We start from the raw sequence: 16,122 nt of genomic DNA, 5'->3' as shown, positions 1-16,122 counted from the left end.
TAAATAACGAGAGGACTGATTATGAAAAAAGAAAATATTGATATTTCAACAATGGCAGATCATGAGTTAGAGGCATTGAAGAGAGAAGATTCACAGTATCTGTTTGAGCAAACGGCTCTGTTCTTCAAGACCGATAAACCAGTGACTCGCTCTGTCGTAGTAGCGATGATTTTGCTGAATGTAACAGATTTTGAATGTTTGCGTTTAGAGCGCTTGGATTTAGCTGATTTAGATCTGCGTGGCGTGAACTTCTGCGGTTCAGTGATTAAGAATTGTGATTTTAGTGGTGCTGATTTGTCTAACGCCAGTTTTGAGTATACGGAAATCAAAGACTGCGATTTTATCGGTGCGTTGTTCGTTGAGACGTTTATGTACTCCGCAACGTTCAAGCAGTGTGATTTTGAAGGGGTAAACCTTCTGTATGCAAGGGAGCGAGCTGATGGGTTTGAAGACAACAATATCAATGTGAATGTAGGTTTCCCTCAGAAAGCAATCGCAATCAATGTTGATAACATTATCGATGCAGATATTGCGTCAAACGCTATGTTGAATCTGATCTCTTACCTGATACGCCAAGGTTTTAAAAATAAATCTCAGTTAATCAGACTTTGTGAGCTGTTCATCAAGCCAAAGGTAAATGGCGTGATCTCAGAAGCAGCGTATCTGCCGCTTTTTGAAACGACTTATGGCTATGTTACCCAACAACAAACAAACCAATAGGAGGGTGAGAGATGTGTAATTACAACAAATTACCTTTCGATGAGTTAGTCGATGTAACAAGTGAGCCAAGTCGCTGGCGCTGCGGTTCAAGTGATTACAGTGCTGGTGAAACAGAGTGTCATGGCGATTATCTAAACCAAGATGTTGAGTGTAATGACTGTTACTCAACATGGCAGTTAGTCTATGAAATTAAACAAGTTTATGTTCCACAACAATAGGAGGATGGTATGGAATTAATGACAAGTATTGAGCAAAAAGCTGAAGCGATTATTGAGAAGAAGTATTTGAGCAAAATCGAAGAGCATAGCCAATGTGATACGTGGGTGGTTGAGCGTGTCGCTAACGATTTAAGTGTCACGCATAAAACGCTGATGCTCTCTATGCTACCAAAATACACAAGAGTGAAGGTGATTGAGAGTTTGATATTCCATGACGCTTTAACTTTTGATCATATAAGAATGGTTGAGCATGAGTTACAAAACACCAGTGATGGCTGTGAAGTTGATGACATGGATTTGTGTACCTATCACCGTGATGTAATGGCTTCTCTCAGCTCTTGTTGTAAGGGGGCGAAATGAACCTATATATCGTTGAGTCACAGTTTGAACAAATTGCAGATGAGTGCATAGGCTATGCAGCGGATCAGCCTATCTACATCTTATCGGGTGATGCTGAAATGTTGGAACATTATGGTGAGGTTGAGGTTATTTCAGTAGAAGAGCTGTCAGTAACTTTATGCCACTTACCAACATTTAACTTTGACTGTGAAAAAATGGTCAATCTTTTTGAAAGAGTGGATGGTTATGCTGATGATTTTGTCATGCACGATCAAAAAGTCTATGTAGAAATACATAAGGAAGATGGTTTACGTCCTGTCGTTATCGATCTCGTTGAGAATTGGTACAATGAGGTGGTTTATACGGTTAAAGCTGATGATGGTCAAACCTATTGTATTGATGCTGATCTGACAGATTTTCAGAATGTTGTTGCTTGTATGCAGCTCGACCTAAAAACATTAATGAGAAGGTATGCACTTGGGTGGAGCGATGCTTATACAAGTTGGTTACAGACAGGTGATGATGATTATTTAGCACCGTTGGATAATCTTATTGATCTGGAACTTAGTCGATTGACGTTTGATGATATTGCAAAAAAATTACGACCGTTAGATCAGCTTCCAGACTCTTATCTTTATGTCGAACTGTATGAATATCAAGATTTAGAGCAATTTGTCATGAACAAGAACTACTCATCTTTGGCTAATAGTATTCTTACTGACGGATTGAATGGACTGCTGCCTTAATTAGAGTTTAAAGATAGAGGTATTAATATGTATCTTATCAGTTACTTACGCCCATAAAAGACCGCTTGATGCGGTCTTTTTGTTATATCGTCAATCGTCTCTTTGGCTGTTCCGTCTTTAAACGCTCCATTTCGATATTCTTTTTGTCTGCCTGTATCAATTCATCTACCTTGCGAGAAAGTGGCTTAGAAGCGGTGCTGTCGAGCTTATAACGCAAGTTTTCATTGGTGCCGAGTTCCAGACCGTTCTCTATCTCACGCATACCAGTGATATGCTTTCCAATAAGTGGTGTAAATTGATTATCAAACTCAGCTTCCTCGGCAATGTAGCATTGAAGGGAGTATTGAGATTGATCTGTTAAATCAATTCTTAGTGTCTCTTGCTCTAATTTTAGCGTGTAAAGTCGCACTTGTTCAGTGATGTAGTTCTGCGCTTCTTTGGCTTGTTTGCACACAGATAACAACGCTTTCTTTTGATCCGCAAACTGCTGTGTCCAGCTTTCAAGATAAGCAGCATGTGAATTAAATGTTTCTAATCCTTGGTCAAGACACATAAATAACGTGGCTGTTTCAGCGATCAATTCTTCTTTGGCATAGGCTTGAGAGCCAAATGGGTTGTCTAACTTTCTGTCCAATCTGGTTGGATGACCAGTGCTGTGGCTCAGTTCGTGAAGAATGACCGCAAATCTCGCCTTATCGCTTTTGAACTTGTCTCTTGGCGGAATGACGATATGGTCTTCTTTGACGCTGTAATAAGCTCGGTCTTCGTCTTTCTCGATGACAGGAACGCCCATTGCATCAATGATGAGCTGTGCTTTTTGAACAAAAGTTGAATCTTGCTCTTCTTCGCTCATGACTTGGCTGGCTAACACTTCTTGTTTGGCGAAATATGGCAGTTCGTCAATGTATGACTGAGGCAATAAGTGTTTGACTTTCTCTATCGGAAAAACACGATAAGTACGCAGCCCACGCTTTGCCTCAAAACCCTTGTCTTTCATCTCGCTAAAGCTCATGCCCTTAGTCAATTTTTCGAACTGTACTTTACTGATTTTTTCCCCGTCCTTTGCGTAGTTCTCTAAATATTTCACCACGACATTTTCCAGTTTAATACCTTTTAACGGCTTATTAGGGTCAAAATCGTCAGATTTTGGGGGTAGTTGATCTTTGTGCTTTTCGAGTAGTTCTGATGCTTGCTTGAACGTGCAGTAAATCGGTATTTTGGTAGTGCTATTTTGCTGTGCTTCTAACAACATGATGATATTGATTCCGTTGTATTCGTTACCGAAAAAATTGATTGGTAAAGCATTTAACGTTGAACGGTAGAAACTCACTTCAACATCACTGTCAGAACTTGGCTTCTCGCCTTTAGGCTTTGAGAAAAAGTCGAATAATCGATCTAATACTTGGTCTTGCTGGCTTTTTTTGTTCTTAGTGCTGCCAGTAGCACTCGATTTGGATTTACTCATAAATACACTCCTTTGTTGATGAGCTTACTTATGTCGTATCACGCTTTTGAATATCTCCAAGTTACTGAAATTATTGATGGTTAGTTTTTCTTTTAGATATTGTTTTTTTGCTTGTTTGGTGCTTGGGAAAAACAGCACACTCTTGTTAAACGTTGGATTTGTGGTATGCAATTAAGTAAACGAAAGGAGAAAAAAGATGAGAAATGCGTATACCAAATTGATGTTACAAAAGAGCAAATTGTTGCTTGAGCAACGTCCTGAGCTATTCGAACAATACGTTGTTTTTGCTAAGACGTTGGAAGGATCCGGTGATAAGAACGTCGTGAGAGAGTTGTTTCAATATTTTTATGATCAAGATTTGTTAAGACCAGAGCTGATTCTTGAGGAGAGAAGTCCGTTTACAGCTCAAATGTTGTTTAGTTTTGAGCAATATGACTTGTTTAAAGCGATGCTGCTGGAGTATCAAGATCACGAACAGAGAGGTTTATATCTTGCTGGCACCGGTTTTGATGTACCCGACTGGGTGTTTGATCCGCTCAATCAGTCAGTGCCTTTAAACCCACAGAGAATGGCGGAAATAAAGCAGAACTACCCAGCAAAACAAGTTGTGATTGGCTCAAGTGTTGATGTGCCAGAAGGATTCTATTTTGGCGATAAGATTCTGTCGAGTTTTAATGGTGAAACGCTGCCTGATGTGGCATTTGATGCGTTAGAAGAACCGAAAGGTGTTGACGAAATTCTCTCGTTGGATTCCCTACGTCAGTTGCATTGCAGTTCAACGATTTCTATTGGCGATAGTGGAACGATGATCAAGGAGTATTACGACTTAAAGCAGCAAAAAGAGTGGTTAAATGGCTATCTTGAATTACTTGGAGGTACAGCACAGCGTCAGAGCATTTATTACCATAATGGTAAGCAAAAATCACTTGCTTCACCTGTTACAGCGAATGGCTTGCTATTAGGTAAAAATCCCAGTGTTGATGAGTTGATTAATGCTCTATTGGTCGTCAAAGATAAACACATTCATTCTTTCCCGTATCAAGAATTGAGTGTTGAAAGCCTGCGTATGGCATTGGAAGTAATCAAACAAGATGCGTTGTTTGATTTGGAAAAGATCACGGTAGGTGAAAAGGTCGATCAGCGTGTCAAACTGGCGGTGCAGCAAGTTTGCTTCCCTGATAAGGTATTGGGACAAGAACAAGATAATCCATTTGAAGGTGTTGAATTAGACGTTGCTCAACCAGTGCCAAGTGATGTGCCAGATTATGAAGAACAGATCATCGCTGAATTAAGAAGGGAAGTCCAAGAGGGGTTATTTGAAGAGCCAGCGGTCGCGAAGCGTAAAGTTAAACGCTCTAAGGGATTGCGACTATGACCAAAAAAGAGTTATTAACACTGAGCTTTTTCGGTCATTTGTTTGATAGTGATTTTGAAACAATTCCGTCAGCACAAGACGACTATTCCGCATTTGAAAATGCTTATCTTGATTTGAATGAGCCGTTTGTCTCATCGATGTTTGAGCGCTTGAATCAGGTGTTAGTTGAAGCGGTTGAAGAGTCGAAAAGAAGCAAGGTCGGTGACGCATTGCGAGCGGTTAAACAAGCCTTTATGACTTGTCAGTATCAATGCCAGAATAAACCTCATACGTTTTGGTATGGTTTTGGCTCGGCTGATTGTAATGAAAAATTAGAATCGATATTGGCACATCCATCAGTGGCATCGCTTTATATTGAGTGCGAGAAAGTCATTGATAAACTGTTCTTCTTCGAACAATCTAAGCAAAGTAAAACAAAGCCTCGATTGAGGCTTCGTTAACCGTTCTGTGTGGCTATGGCCTGCGATAAACATGCTTTAATGACGTAAATCTCAGGAAAGGTGAGACGCAAGTTGTAGATTTTAAAGCACGGTGTGCAATGCTGGAATATTTGCCCAAAACTCATGGCTTCCATTACCAGTGCTTCAAAGTCTCGATCTACTTGATACTGATAAAACCTACGAAATCCTTTCGCCATTCTGTCAGTGGCTTCTTGATAATCCGTTTCATCAGCATAGTGCAACGCTGTAAGTAGCTGCGATACATCTTTAAAAGCGATACCGACAGCAGCCAGCTCTTGCTTAAATCTTTGCCATAGTTGAGTATTACATCGTGCATATTGAATAGCAGTGAGTAGATTATCCGCATAGACGGTTGTCGCTATGTGGAAGCGCGAATGCTTTTCTACCAATGCGTCATACAGCTCAGTAATACTGTATGACTGACTTGGATTAATACCCGTTATAAGGTGAAACTCTTGCGTTAACTGTCGATAGAAGTGCTGCTGTGCTTTATGGTACGTTTTAAACTGCTTGATGTTGCTGTGGTTGCGCTGTTGCTTCGCTATAATCAACCAGTATTGCCTCATGCCTGTGATATACACCAACTTTTTGTACTGCTGCAAAAAGGCTCCATAGTCATAGTTTGATAGTAGGCAAATATCCTCAATCGTCAGGTTGGATGTGTAATTATTCAGTTGATTAATTATGGATTTCATCATTGACCTTCCTGAGTTTCTCTCTTAATAAAATCCGCAATTTTCTTCTCTTCGGTTTTGTCATGATACGCCAGTAGACACTGGTATTTTTTAACCAGAGGTTTGAAAAAATCGACTAAGAACAAACGATCCGCTTCGCTAACCTCTTCTGCCTCGACCAACGCCTGTTGATAGGTTGGCAAACGCACAATATCCATTTGCTGTTTGGCTCTGAAAAACTGGCGATTGAAGCTCTGTTTTGAGATACCTTGCTTGCACAACTGTTGTTCAAATAACACTTCAAAATCGGTTTGGTTCGCAATCAAATCGATCACGCCTTTTAGTTCGTTTCTATTTAGCTGATCTTCGATCTGCTCAATGCTCCAATTCATAAACTCTCCTTGTTTGAATGACCTCTTATTGGCTTACCACAGACTGGGTTATTTGCAATATTTAGCTGGCGTGATAAGACGGTTATGTACCCAAAACATAAGGAGTTTCTATGGATAAAAAAGCGTTTTTAGACGGAATTGAAGAGTTAAAGCAGCGAGAAGATTACAGTGGTCTTATCGTAAAAATTGAAGAGAGTAAGCCGAAAAACTGGTCGATTTTGGTTGAGAAATATCCTGAAAAATTGGAAGAAGCACAGTCGTTATCGTCAGTTCAGCAAAGAGTTAAAATCACGCTGTTCCAGCTTGAGAAACTGGCTGAAAAATACATAGAAAAACACGATCTTCGTGTTGAAATAAGAGCGAATCAGAAAGAGGTCGATCGCCTACGTTCAAGAGTATTATCAAACAAAGACAGATTGTTTGATTTTAACTCTGCGACACCGTTTCCGAGCCGTTGTACCTTCGTTGTCACTAAGTCGTTTTTGAAAGGTTGTCGTGACTATCTCCATACCGATTGGAGAGCAGAATTTTCTGATGATTTGCTGCGCTTTGATGGACAAACACTACTCCTCGAATCTCAGCAAGGAAATCTGACAAAGTGCCTAAATGAAAAAGGGAAAAAGATTAAATTACACCCTCAAACACTCTCAGGGCTCGTGTTCATCATCAACCACCACTGTGATACTCGTTATTGGTTGAAAATGGAAATGCCGCAAGAAATGCGCTGGGCACTGGAGCAAGGAGCGAAACGAGATCTCAGGGAAATTGTTTCATCTCTTGATACTGACCCACAAGTTAAGCGCTTGTTTTATCGCTGTGATTTTGAAGTGAGTTTGCAGCAGTTCTGCAAAGCTGTAATCGAAGCGATTCCGCATATTCATACTTACAACCATTTGCTTGATGATCTGAGTGTTGATAAGAATAAAACGATTGCTCAACGAGCAGTTGCTGACGCGCTTGATGAGATTGGTTGGGATCAGATGATGTTAGCTGGCGAACGTGGTGAATCGTTATCACTGTATCAGGAATGGGTAGAGCTAATTACTCGCATGTTGAGTCACTATCTGTGGTGCTTCCATACGGAGTGCTTGAAAATATCGATGTTTGAGTTTAAAGAGTATTCAACTGCGAAACCTAAGAGAAGGTGAGCCATTTGTGCTCACCTTGTCAATTGAATTAGAAAATTTTAGCGCCACAAAATAGAACCAAGCTGTTTAGGACAGATCTCATAGTTTTAACTTTTTGGTCTTAGGAGCGGGTTCAGTTTTATTCTTATTTGTCTTAGCGGTGCTCATCTCTAAGCGCTGCTTCTGGCTCTCAATCTGTTTCTTCACACGTTCACGCTGCTCTGGCGATAGGTGCTCATTGTCTAAAAGGTGCGTCCCAACAGCTTCCCCAAACTGGTATTGGTCTGGATTCTTCTGACTGTATCTGACAAAGTTCTTCTCAAACCTTGCCAGCTCTTGCTCAAGCTTCGCATCAATCATGCGTTGTAGCTTTTTGTCGTTGCTCATCCCATTGTAGTCAACCACAATTCGTTTACTGTGCTTGTCGGTAGAGAACATGATTTCAAGGTGTAGATACCTTAAATGTTGTCTCCCAAAAGAATATTTCGCTGGTCTGATAAAGATTGCTTGATCATCGGATAATGACTTGGCTTCACGAACCAACATCGAGTGTAAGACTTTAGCAGCACTTGGGGCGTGCAGCGTATTCATCGTAATGCGAGAATAATTTTCATCAATCTGCTTTATCTGGATCAGTGATTCGCCTTTGCGGTTCAATACCGTGGTTTCATCATCATTCTCAAAGACCTCCAAGCCGTAATAATCAAAAAAAGACTGGTAACGGTTGAGGTGGAAATACTCTTGATAAACATGGTTGTGCTGTTGGTTGTCCATCGAGAAAAACACCACCTTGCGATAGTTGATGGTGCGTGGCATTAGCTCCATTAATTCGCATTGGTGCTGGCGAATGTCGTCCAAATCTAACTCAAACTGCTGCGCTATCGCTTTGCCAGACAATTCTGGAGAGTTGAATAGAGAAGCGTTGTATTTTGTCGCTTTAAGGTTGTTTTGGCTGCTCACTTGCTTATTCTCATCCAATTTATGAAACGACAAATGATGTTGCTTGTTTAGATTCACTAACACGCCAGTGGCAAGGCATCGCTCATAGAACGTCTTAAATGCCTTGTTTCTGGCTTCCTGATGTTCGCTTGGTGGTATTTGACCTAACTCTTGAGAAAGTGCCTTATTCACAGCGTTAAGGTTGTTTAACAGTACCGTTTCCATCTTTTCGACTGGCGTTGTATTGCCGTAGCGTTGGCTTTGCTGTTCAAACTGGTGTTGTTTAGCGAAGCGCTTTAACGATTGTTTCAACTTTCTGTTGATGAACGTATTAATAGAGAGGGTGATTGGTACGTCTTTCTGCTGTATTTCAACCTGTTGATTAGATTTAACCTTAAGGGAGATTCCTCTTTTTTGTAATTCATTGATTTTCGCATGTAACGGATCATCGCTGTTCAACACTTCACTGAGCAATCCCTCTAAATCCCTAAACACTTTTTTAACTTCAAACCAATTGTGGCAATGATCTAACAGGTACGAAAGATACTCCCTACGGGCTGTTCTGGCTTGATTCTTTTGTTGACCTGTCGCAACACCTTGCTCTAAAAACTGAGCGAATTGGCGCTCAATCTGCTTATGAACCTTTTGCTTTGTTTCATAGAAATAACGTGGGTTCATGTAGCGTTGAGTTGTTGGACAAAAAGCATGGGTATAAAAATGGATGTGCGGATTCGCTTCCCCTTCAATATGAAAATTCGAGACAAGCTCAATCTCTTCTGGCTTAGTCTTTTTCCCTTTAATCTTCTGCTCTTTTTTTATCTGGTTGTAATAGCTTGCAAGATAGTGGCGAGTGATGTTTTCCATCATCGCTTTGGCTTGTGCTTCGTTACCACCAGATGCTTTTAATAACCTTTGGTATTCCGCTTGGGTAAAGCTCAATGAGCCTTGATAGTTGAACAGTTTCTGAGGATCTAAACATTCTTGGTAATCGTCCAGTTGCTTGGCTTTACGGCTGTTTTTCACGTAATGCTGAGTTATGTAGCAATGCTGCTCTAAACAGTAGGTGTTTACCAATTCAGACAGTTCAGGTTGGCTGAGAGATGCGCCTTTGTGCGTCAGTAATGCACCTAAATCGGGTTGATTTGGGTTTAGAGAAAAGGAAAGGTTGCAGCGCTTGTCGGAGTAGCGCTTGGTCTTCTTATCTGTGATGAGGTAAAGGATGTGGTTGGTTAACGAGCCTGTGTTTTTCCCTTTTCGTTTGTTGTCGCAAGAGAAAGCGACTTTCTTCATCTTGATGATCATAAGTAAACGTCCATGTATACTTATGTCGTATCATGAGAGCGCAAAATGTCAAATAATCCGTATTGCAGGATAAACCCAGAGCCGTTTGTAAAAGTGGCAGCTTTTACTGTTGATGTTTCATTGTGCCTGATGGCAGCCAGCGTACCGCTCTCGTTGTTCCAAGACAGAATGATAAGCGAACGGTTAGAAAGTAAAACTAATATACTGGTGTGACCAGCGTCATAATAAACAGCATTCACACTGTTCATCTATACGGTATTTTCACATTTTTATTCAAACCATCAAAATTAGCCACTTAAATGTCCTACATTAAAATTGTGGTTATTAAGTTAAAAGGATGTTACTTGATATGTGTGATAAGAAGTGTATGAACTACAATGAAGTTCAAGGGACATGTGAACTGATTGAGCGTAGTGATTTATCAGAGCTGGAAGCGTTGATGAATGGCCCAAATGAAACGTTGGCTGCTTTCTTACTGAAAAACAACTGTGGTGGGGATTTTCGTGCAATGTACCACTGTGCCCGAGATGGCTGCTAAGCTCGATTCCTGAGTTATTGTACTTTTAATATCTGGTTAATTTTTTGATCTACTCGAAATTGCTAACTACAGTTGTTATTAGGTAGCTCGCCTCAACGAGCCGTAATCAATGCGAAGGGAGTCGCCTGATGAGCACTACTTCCCTGCAGTATAGTGCTTATTCTTTCTCTGTTTTTGCAACACAGTGTTTTAACTGTATCTCCAGCTCTACAATCTCAACCATCTTCTGCTTAACGGTTAAGGCAGTATTAATTTGAGCTTGATGACATGCTTTGATGTGCTGGTTTAATTCATTCAGTCCTTTTGTCATTACTTCAATGGTTTGCTTGTTCTGCTCAGTGATGGTCAGTCGCTGAAACTTGGCTTTGCCTAACAGTAATAGTAGCTTGTTAAGTTGAGAAAGTGGCTTTTGAGTAGCGGTTAACCTTTGCTTCGCTCGGTCAAAATCTTGTAGTAAAGCTGTTTTGACTTGTGTTGAAAGAGCGATGTCTTTTAGTTGCAATTTGGCGATGTTAATTACAGATAACGCTTCCTCTTGCGCTTTGGTTAATGGCTTAGTTGTAAACTGAGCCATTGTCTTTTCAAATCTCACTTGATTGCTCACGGCAATCCGTCTTTTCGATTTTGCACTGCTTGATTGAGCCAATGACTTTAGCTTCGCCTTATGCTCCTGTATAAACTCTTCATCATCACCTAATTGTTCGATCTTTGGCTGTGCTATCTCGAAGTCAAACACCAGTAGCAGCACTTGCAAAATATGCAGATACGTAGGTAAAAACTGGCGGTTCTTAATGGTGAGTTGTTCTGCTGCTGCAATTTTATCTTCAATGCTCTGATACTGGCTTATGTCAAAATCAATAGGATTTGTATCAGGCAGGTGTACTCGTAACAGTGTATCTAAATCCAGCAATTGCTGTGCGTTTCGTTTAAACAGCGCTGATTGGTTGTTGTGAAGCGTTAAATCATCGCTCTGAATCGTTAACACTTCGCCATTGAATATTGCATTGATTAGCTGGGTTTTGTGCTTAAATCCGCATTGTTGCGTCAATTCTGACAGGTATTGTTCGACCTCCTGATTCGTTGAATAGTGAAAGAATTTATTGCTCATTAATTCTCCCCAATCGAGTTTTTAAAAGTTATCAGTTTTGATAACGATTCTTTTGAGTGGGGCGTGAAAGTGATGGGGTTATTTGTCCACTTCGGGGCTATTGAGAGAAGAATAATTTCTGGGTTTGAGTGTCTGATAGAACGGTTTAACAGTGTATTTGTGTGTTTGATTTGTGTCGTCATAGCGTCTCCTTTTCCTGTGCTTATCTCTATGTTGTATCGCACTTTTCAGATATTGCAATAGCACTTCATTAAACGACTGGTAAGAAGTCAACGGTGACCGTTGATTAGGTTTCATACGATACACCCACGCAGCGGTGGGAGTATAAACCCTTGTCTTGCAATGGTTTTTGATCTTTTGATTTGAATGTTTTGTGATTTTAGCGGTTTTGAATACTCCCTTTTTAGGGGGAAGGGAGTTTTGCCAGTTCACCAGTATCGTTGGTTAATGGTCTTACAGGTGGATAGTCCAGGTGGTTTTTTGTTGATTTGTCTTGGGCAGACCGTTGGACAATCGATCAACGATCTATGATAATCCTTGCCCCTTTTACCAGCCAGAGAGTAATTGTGTCTACCCCTACCATTTTTGATAAGAAATTGATTATTGAGTCCATTAAAGCGGAGCTTGAACCAACACGCCAAGATCGACAAGCAACGCCCGATATGTCTTGGGTTATTCAGATGGTCAGTGATGAGTTATTAGAGCAGATACTTGTCCATACTCGTGGTAATCAGGCAAAAGCATCAAGACTATTGGGGATGAACCGTGGCACTTACCGTTCAAAGATAAACGCTATTCGTGAGCGTAAGCTTTGGATTGACTGACACATTTCGATTTCTTAATTTCTATCACTCAAAATTAGCTCGTATTGTCACGATCTCGATTTGAAGGTGTATTGGCCTATCAAACCAGAGCGGCGGTTGAAAAACCGCAATTAACGATCGTTGAAAGATAGTTTCGTCAGTCTTTAGGCTTGCACTGCCTTTATTTACCCTAAATCTTGTCAATCGCTCTAATCTCCAGAGCAAATCCGCCCCGTTGGGGGCACGTTCTGAGCGTATCAGGCATGATTTTCATGTATCTCATTGCAATTCTTGTTTTGGCTTTACCAGAAAAGGCGAACTTGTTCGCAGAGTTTGGATGACGATCAAACGGTCAACGCTTGCACTGGGCTTCAAGACAAAAGGAGAATGAAAAGGGTTGTTTTTAAAGTGTGGCGAGTCGGCTGGCTGGTCAGCGACTTTATATTAAAAAAGAAATTATATTAAGATTATTAAATATATTAAAAGAGGTGGGCACTCTATCAGGATTATCGGACGTTTCATCAGAAAAACGTAGACGGTTTATCAAGGTCGAATGGACTGCTCACCAACTTGTTCGTTTTTGACCTTTCTCTCATTGACGAATGGCATAGGGTGGACAATTTGTAAATTATTTTGATGAACGGTCTTGACAAATCTTTTCAATATGTAACAACGATATAAGAGATAAAAATCAAATTGAGATAATTTACAGAATAAACTAACGCTAAATCACTTCCATCACCGCACTCAAACACGCTGGGATAGGCTTTTATGCTTTGGTTTTTGCTCTTTAACGACAAACATCAAAGGAGAAGCTAATGTCTGTTAAAACCACGAAAAACAACCCAAAACATAAGGTTCTAATCGTAGAACGCCAGTTCATTCATACTCACTTTAATATGTACCAGAGCCTACTCTTACCATCAGGTTTGAGCTTTAAAGCGCTAAAAGTGGCGTTTTTTCTTCTGCATCATAATCAACTATTCAATTACTACAACAAAAGCAATGAGATTGTGACTTGCCGTATATCTCTGTCGGAATTATGCAGTTATTTTCAATCCAGCAGAAAGCCTATGCTGGAGATACTATACGATCTAAAACATCCTTTAATTCAGATTGATTCTATTGACAATTTCTACGTGACATACTCGGTTGATACTGCTTCATTTAATTCAAGAAAAGTTGTGATGAATGATAACCATCATGGTTATAAAACAAATCAAAGCTACTTCATAAACTTAGATGATATGAAACCGCACCGTTCCATTATTGGCTGGATGATGAACAATTTTAAAAGCTTTTATGGTCAGCAAGTAAAACTTAAACGAGAGTTTTTATTCGACTTATTCGGGTATGACCGTGAGACAGAAAAAGACCGTAAAAATGCTGTAAGAGTCATAAAACGAGCATCAAAATCACAAGGTTATTCTTATCACAATTATTGCTTTGTTTTGGCAGAACCGAAGAAGAATCTGACTCAACCAGAAGATTATTCCATCTATCTTTCACAGCTTAATGCAGCTCAAGATCAGGAACATGATGTTTATCCTCTTTATTACGAGGAGTATTATGAAAAGATGTAAGATCTTGCCATATGAAGAATCTTTGGCGTATTGGCAACATGCACACCCTTGTGTGGTGTGCATAACACTTAAAGAGCATCGAGAACATTGGCGAGTTGATGTAGTGGGAGTGCCTGATGGTGAGGAGCTTTTTACAGTCAGTCAAGGTCAGCCTATCGAGCAATGTCTTTATCAGTTATTAGCTTACGAAAGATTGATTATTTCTAACAAACAACATTTCTTTGAGCGTGTTGAGAAACGACTGCCCAATCCATCTGCTTTTGTTCAACATGTGCTCAAGCAGTTGAAGCAACGAACAGAATCTATCTGTTCAGATAAACGACACATTACTGCCAAACAACTGCGAAATCGTTACATCAAAGCCCAGCTCTCACAGTTAAAATCAAACGATCATTAGCTCCGATTTTTTCACCAATTGCCAATCAAAATATCAGCTCAATTGTCATTCTATGTGCTAAAATTATCCTTTTTATACAATATGTTAAGCAATAAATTATCAAGTTGCGCTACAATAGCGTCATAGTATGCAATAAGTGGCTTGGCGTATGAATCAGAGTGAGCTAATCGAATTTTCTACAAAATCAGATGAGTTGTTGCTTTCAGGCGACATACAAGGTCTTAAGCAGCACGTAGAGCATTATACATCACAGCAAGACGAGTTTGATTCGCCTTTCCTCGAAGCTCAGTATTATTACGCCCTCGGCAACTGCTACTCGGCTTTGTTCCATCCACAAACCTCAAAATGGTATGCACCTGAATCGACCAAAGTAGCGGTTTGTTATCGGAAAGCGTTAGCAAAGATTAACTTACTCGCTTCAAAACCAGAAACAGACTCTTTGAAGTCTATGATCTGCACAAATCTTGCGAACCATCTATCTTCTCAGGGCAGGGCGTTTTGTTGTATTGAGCTTTATGATGAAGCGATTAGGTTAGACAATAATCCAGTTGCGTATGTAGCAAAGGCTCGAAATGAACTGTTTGTAGCTGGCTCACTTTATGACTTGAGTCACTCACAATATCATTACTACACTGCTGCAAAGCTATTGAATCAGTTAGAACCATATAAAGATCAACTCGAACCAGAACAACGAACACCGATAGAACAAGGAGGAATGCTGCACGATTTTAACGAGTGGTTCCACGGTAATTTCAGTTTTGATGATTTTGACTCGTTCAAAACTTTCAAAGAAGAGTTTGAGTCCGAAGAACAAGCTGAGTATTTGAAATGGTGTGGTGAGAATCGTTTGTTTCTCAATGATCTAAATGACGTTTGCAAAGATGAAATTGTCTATCAAGATGTATTAGCTCTTTCTTCATTCGTGTCAGACATCAATCCAATAATTATCGAGTCAGAAAAACTGGCGTATCACGTAAACTACGACGAAATCAAAAACGACTATTGCTATGCTCGATACCTAATGCATCAAGCATTTATGATTGAAGATGAAGAAAAGCACTACTTCAACAACACTTATAAGCACGTAGATGGTTATTGTGGAAATTTGGATAATCTCAAAGTCAGTCATTTGAAATCATCGTTTAAAACTTTGTATTCGCTATTCGACAAAATCGCGTATTTTCTGCATCGATTCTTCGACCTGAATGATATTTCAAAGGACAATAAAATCTATATCGATAAGTTGTTCAGGAAGCTAAACGGCAACAAGTGGAAGCCAAATGAGAAGCTTGAACATGGTAGAAACTTCTTCATCAATGCGCTTTTTTTCATACTGCAAGATTTGCGTGACGTGGAAGGTCATGAATCAGTTTCTCAGTGGGTAGATCCAGACACAAAAGCATTTTCTGAGATACGCAATGCAATTGAACATAGGTCGCTTGTCATAGTTGACGGTGAAATCTACGATTTATCAGTGAATTATAATGCTTATGCCCAGATGAAATCGGAAGAATTGGATAAAGAGCTATCTGACTTTGGGAGCGAGTTAGAATCTGTTTATCAATCGATTAGGGCTGCAAAAAAAGCACAAGATACTAAACAACTTTCTGAACTGATAGACAAGAGAAAAGAGCTTGAATCAAAGAGTAATAAAATTGAGCAGAAAAAATACGAAAAGCAAAAGCTGTCAACTCACACTCTCCATGTATCGATAGAAGAATTCGAGAAGCGGTTATTCACACTCATTAAGCTTGTTAGAACTTCAATTATGTACCTGTCATTAGCTATCAACTTAGATACAAACTTCAAAAAGGAAAATCAAAAGGGGTTTGCAATGCCTCGTGAAATACCGCTTAAAGATTAAGTATTTTTGTGAATCAGGAGTTTTAGAGAAGGGAAGCATCGCTTCTCTTTTTTGTGTGTCAAATGACCGAT

General features: G+C 39.9%; 17 protein-coding genes. 12 read left to right on the top strand and 5 right to left on the bottom strand.

The features are described from left to right. Nucleotides 1-21: 21 nt before the first annotated feature. The 4 genes from NL644_RS07905 to NL644_RS07890 are packed head-to-tail and all read left to right on the top strand — an operon-like array spanning nucleotide 22 to nucleotide 2,023. Nucleotides 22-720, top strand: coding sequence for a pentapeptide repeat-containing protein (locus NL644_RS07905; protein ID WP_253658269.1), 699 nt, complete (start codon nucleotides 22-24; stop codon nucleotides 718-720). 11 nt (nucleotides 721-731) lie between these two features. Beyond that, on the top strand, nucleotides 732-938 hold the full coding sequence (locus NL644_RS07900) for a hypothetical protein (protein ID WP_253658268.1): 207 nt from the start codon (nucleotides 732-734) through the stop codon (nucleotides 936-938). A 9-nt stretch (nucleotides 939-947) separates the two neighbouring features. Further along, complete coding sequence (locus NL644_RS07895; RefSeq protein WP_253658267.1) at nucleotides 948-1,298, top strand: hypothetical protein; 351 nt, start codon at nucleotides 948-950, stop codon at nucleotides 1,296-1,298. Next, nucleotides 1,295-2,023 carry a hypothetical protein gene (locus NL644_RS07890; RefSeq protein ID WP_253658266.1) on the top strand — a complete coding sequence of 243 codons (729 nt, stop codon included), beginning with the start codon at nucleotides 1,295-1,297 and terminating at the stop codon, nucleotides 2,021-2,023. The genes NL644_RS07895 and NL644_RS07890 overlap by 4 nt, the downstream gene beginning before the upstream one ends. 82 nt (nucleotides 2,024-2,105) lie before the next feature. Here NL644_RS07890 and NL644_RS07885 read toward each other — a convergent pair whose 3' ends face one another. Continuing rightward, nucleotides 2,106-3,488, bottom strand: a complete 1,383-nt coding sequence (locus NL644_RS07885) for a zincin-like metallopeptidase domain-containing protein (protein ID WP_253658265.1) — start codon at nucleotides 3,486-3,488, stop codon at nucleotides 2,106-2,108. Between the two features lie 196 nt (nucleotides 3,489-3,684). Between NL644_RS07885 and NL644_RS07880 the strand changes: the two genes are divergently transcribed. Continuing rightward, nucleotides 3,685-4,863, top strand: a complete 1,179-nt coding sequence (locus NL644_RS07880) for a hypothetical protein (protein WP_253658264.1) — start codon at nucleotides 3,685-3,687, stop codon at nucleotides 4,861-4,863. After that, a complete protein-coding gene (locus NL644_RS07875; RefSeq protein ID WP_025612743.1) occupies nucleotides 4,860-5,303 on the top strand; it encodes a hypothetical protein in 444 nt (147 codons plus the stop codon). Before NL644_RS07880 ends, NL644_RS07875 begins: the two co-directional genes overlap by 4 nt. Here the strand turns inward: NL644_RS07875 and NL644_RS07870 are convergent. Both NL644_RS07870 and NL644_RS07865 read right to left on the bottom strand, forming a co-directional pair. Continuing rightward, the gene (locus NL644_RS07870; protein ID WP_025612742.1) at nucleotides 5,300-6,022 is read right to left on the bottom strand and encodes a hypothetical protein; all 723 of its coding nucleotides are present in this window, start codon (nucleotides 6,020-6,022) and stop codon (nucleotides 5,300-5,302) included. The two genes, NL644_RS07875 and NL644_RS07870, sit on opposite strands and share 4 nt — an antisense overlap. Next, entirely contained in the window at nucleotides 6,019-6,390 is a 372-nt protein-coding gene (locus NL644_RS07865; protein WP_253658263.1) for a hypothetical protein, read from the bottom strand. The genes NL644_RS07870 and NL644_RS07865 overlap by 4 nt, the downstream gene beginning before the upstream one ends. Before the next feature lie 110 nt (nucleotides 6,391-6,500). Between NL644_RS07865 and NL644_RS07860 the strand changes: the two genes are divergently transcribed. Further along, nucleotides 6,501-7,538 (top strand): hypothetical protein, encoded by a 1,038-nt coding sequence (locus tag NL644_RS07860; RefSeq protein WP_253658262.1) that lies wholly within the window; start codon nucleotides 6,501-6,503, stop codon nucleotides 7,536-7,538. A 78-nt stretch (nucleotides 7,539-7,616) separates the two neighbouring features. Here the strand turns inward: NL644_RS07860 and NL644_RS07855 are convergent, their stop codons facing one another. Beyond that, nucleotides 7,617-9,758, bottom strand: coding sequence for a hypothetical protein (locus tag NL644_RS07855; RefSeq protein WP_253658261.1), 2,142 nt, complete (start codon nucleotides 9,756-9,758; stop codon nucleotides 7,617-7,619). 349 nt (nucleotides 9,759-10,107) lie between these two features. Here NL644_RS07855 and NL644_RS07850 point away from each other — a divergent pair, with 349 nt between their 5' ends. Then, nucleotides 10,108-10,296, top strand: coding sequence for a hypothetical protein (locus NL644_RS07850; protein WP_104975198.1), 189 nt, complete (start codon nucleotides 10,108-10,110; stop codon nucleotides 10,294-10,296). A 157-nt stretch (nucleotides 10,297-10,453) separates the two neighbouring features. On the opposite strand, the gene NL644_RS07845 is transcribed toward NL644_RS07850, so the two are convergent. Continuing rightward, entirely contained in the window at nucleotides 10,454-11,404 is a 951-nt protein-coding gene (locus tag NL644_RS07845) for a hypothetical protein (RefSeq protein WP_253658260.1), read from the bottom strand. A 566-nt stretch (nucleotides 11,405-11,970) separates the two neighbouring features. Between NL644_RS07845 and NL644_RS07840 the strand changes: the two genes are divergently transcribed. The 4 genes from NL644_RS07840 (at nucleotide 11,971) to NL644_RS07825 (ending at nucleotide 16,051) form a co-directional block, all read left to right on the top strand. After that, complete coding sequence (locus tag NL644_RS07840) at nucleotides 11,971-12,228, top strand: helix-turn-helix domain-containing protein (protein ID WP_228084435.1); 258 nt, start codon at nucleotides 11,971-11,973, stop codon at nucleotides 12,226-12,228. A 797-nt stretch (nucleotides 12,229-13,025) separates the two neighbouring features. Continuing rightward, nucleotides 13,026-13,790: a hypothetical protein gene (locus NL644_RS07835; protein WP_253658259.1), complete on the top strand. Its 765-nt coding sequence runs from the start codon at nucleotides 13,026-13,028 to the stop codon at nucleotides 13,788-13,790. Next, the gene (locus NL644_RS07830) at nucleotides 13,777-14,187 is read left to right on the top strand and encodes a hypothetical protein (RefSeq protein WP_253658258.1); all 411 of its coding nucleotides are present in this window, start codon (nucleotides 13,777-13,779) and stop codon (nucleotides 14,185-14,187) included. Before NL644_RS07835 ends, NL644_RS07830 begins: the two co-directional genes overlap by 14 nt. A 148-nt stretch (nucleotides 14,188-14,335) precedes the next feature. Beyond that, a complete protein-coding gene (locus NL644_RS07825; RefSeq protein WP_253658257.1) occupies nucleotides 14,336-16,051 on the top strand; it encodes an LA2681 family HEPN domain-containing protein in 1,716 nt (571 codons plus the stop codon). Nucleotides 16,052-16,122: the final 71 nt, after the last annotated feature.

This window comes from Vibrio sp. Y10_XG_PY6 (genome assembly GCF_024181795.1).
Lineage (GTDB): Bacteria > Pseudomonadota > Gammaproteobacteria > Enterobacterales > Vibrionaceae > Vibrio > Vibrio diabolicus.
This window is presented reverse-complemented; position numbering and strand designations above follow the sequence as displayed.

Coding starts and splice junctions, on each gene's coding strand:
- NL644_RS07905 (WP_253658269.1), top strand. CDS start 22: ATGAAAAAAGAAAATATTGATATTTCAACAATGGCAGATCATGAGTTA.
- NL644_RS07900 (WP_253658268.1), top strand. CDS start 732: ATGTGTAATTACAACAAATTACCTTTCGATGAGTTAGTCGATGTAACA.
- NL644_RS07895 (WP_253658267.1), top strand. CDS start 948: ATGGAATTAATGACAAGTATTGAGCAAAAAGCTGAAGCGATTATTGAG.
- NL644_RS07890 (WP_253658266.1), top strand. CDS start 1,295: ATGAACCTATATATCGTTGAGTCACAGTTTGAACAAATTGCAGATGAG.
- NL644_RS07885 (WP_253658265.1), bottom strand. CDS start 3,488: ATGAGTAAATCCAAATCGAGTGCTACTGGCAGCACTAAGAACAAAAAA.
- NL644_RS07880 (WP_253658264.1), top strand. CDS start 3,685: ATGAGAAATGCGTATACCAAATTGATGTTACAAAAGAGCAAATTGTTG.
- NL644_RS07875 (WP_025612743.1), top strand. CDS start 4,860: ATGACCAAAAAAGAGTTATTAACACTGAGCTTTTTCGGTCATTTGTTT.
- NL644_RS07870 (WP_025612742.1), bottom strand. CDS start 6,022: ATGATGAAATCCATAATTAATCAACTGAATAATTACACATCCAACCTG.
- NL644_RS07865 (WP_253658263.1), bottom strand. CDS start 6,390: ATGAATTGGAGCATTGAGCAGATCGAAGATCAGCTAAATAGAAACGAA.
- NL644_RS07860 (WP_253658262.1), top strand. CDS start 6,501: ATGGATAAAAAAGCGTTTTTAGACGGAATTGAAGAGTTAAAGCAGCGA.
- NL644_RS07855 (WP_253658261.1), bottom strand. CDS start 9,758: ATGATCATCAAGATGAAGAAAGTCGCTTTCTCTTGCGACAACAAACGA.
- NL644_RS07850 (WP_104975198.1), top strand. CDS start 10,108: ATGTGTGATAAGAAGTGTATGAACTACAATGAAGTTCAAGGGACATGT.
- NL644_RS07845 (WP_253658260.1), bottom strand. CDS start 11,404: ATGAGCAATAAATTCTTTCACTATTCAACGAATCAGGAGGTCGAACAA.
- NL644_RS07835 (WP_253658259.1), top strand. CDS start 13,026: ATGTCTGTTAAAACCACGAAAAACAACCCAAAACATAAGGTTCTAATC.
- NL644_RS07830 (WP_253658258.1), top strand. CDS start 13,777: ATGAAAAGATGTAAGATCTTGCCATATGAAGAATCTTTGGCGTATTGG.
- NL644_RS07825 (WP_253658257.1), top strand. CDS start 14,336: ATGAATCAGAGTGAGCTAATCGAATTTTCTACAAAATCAGATGAGTTG.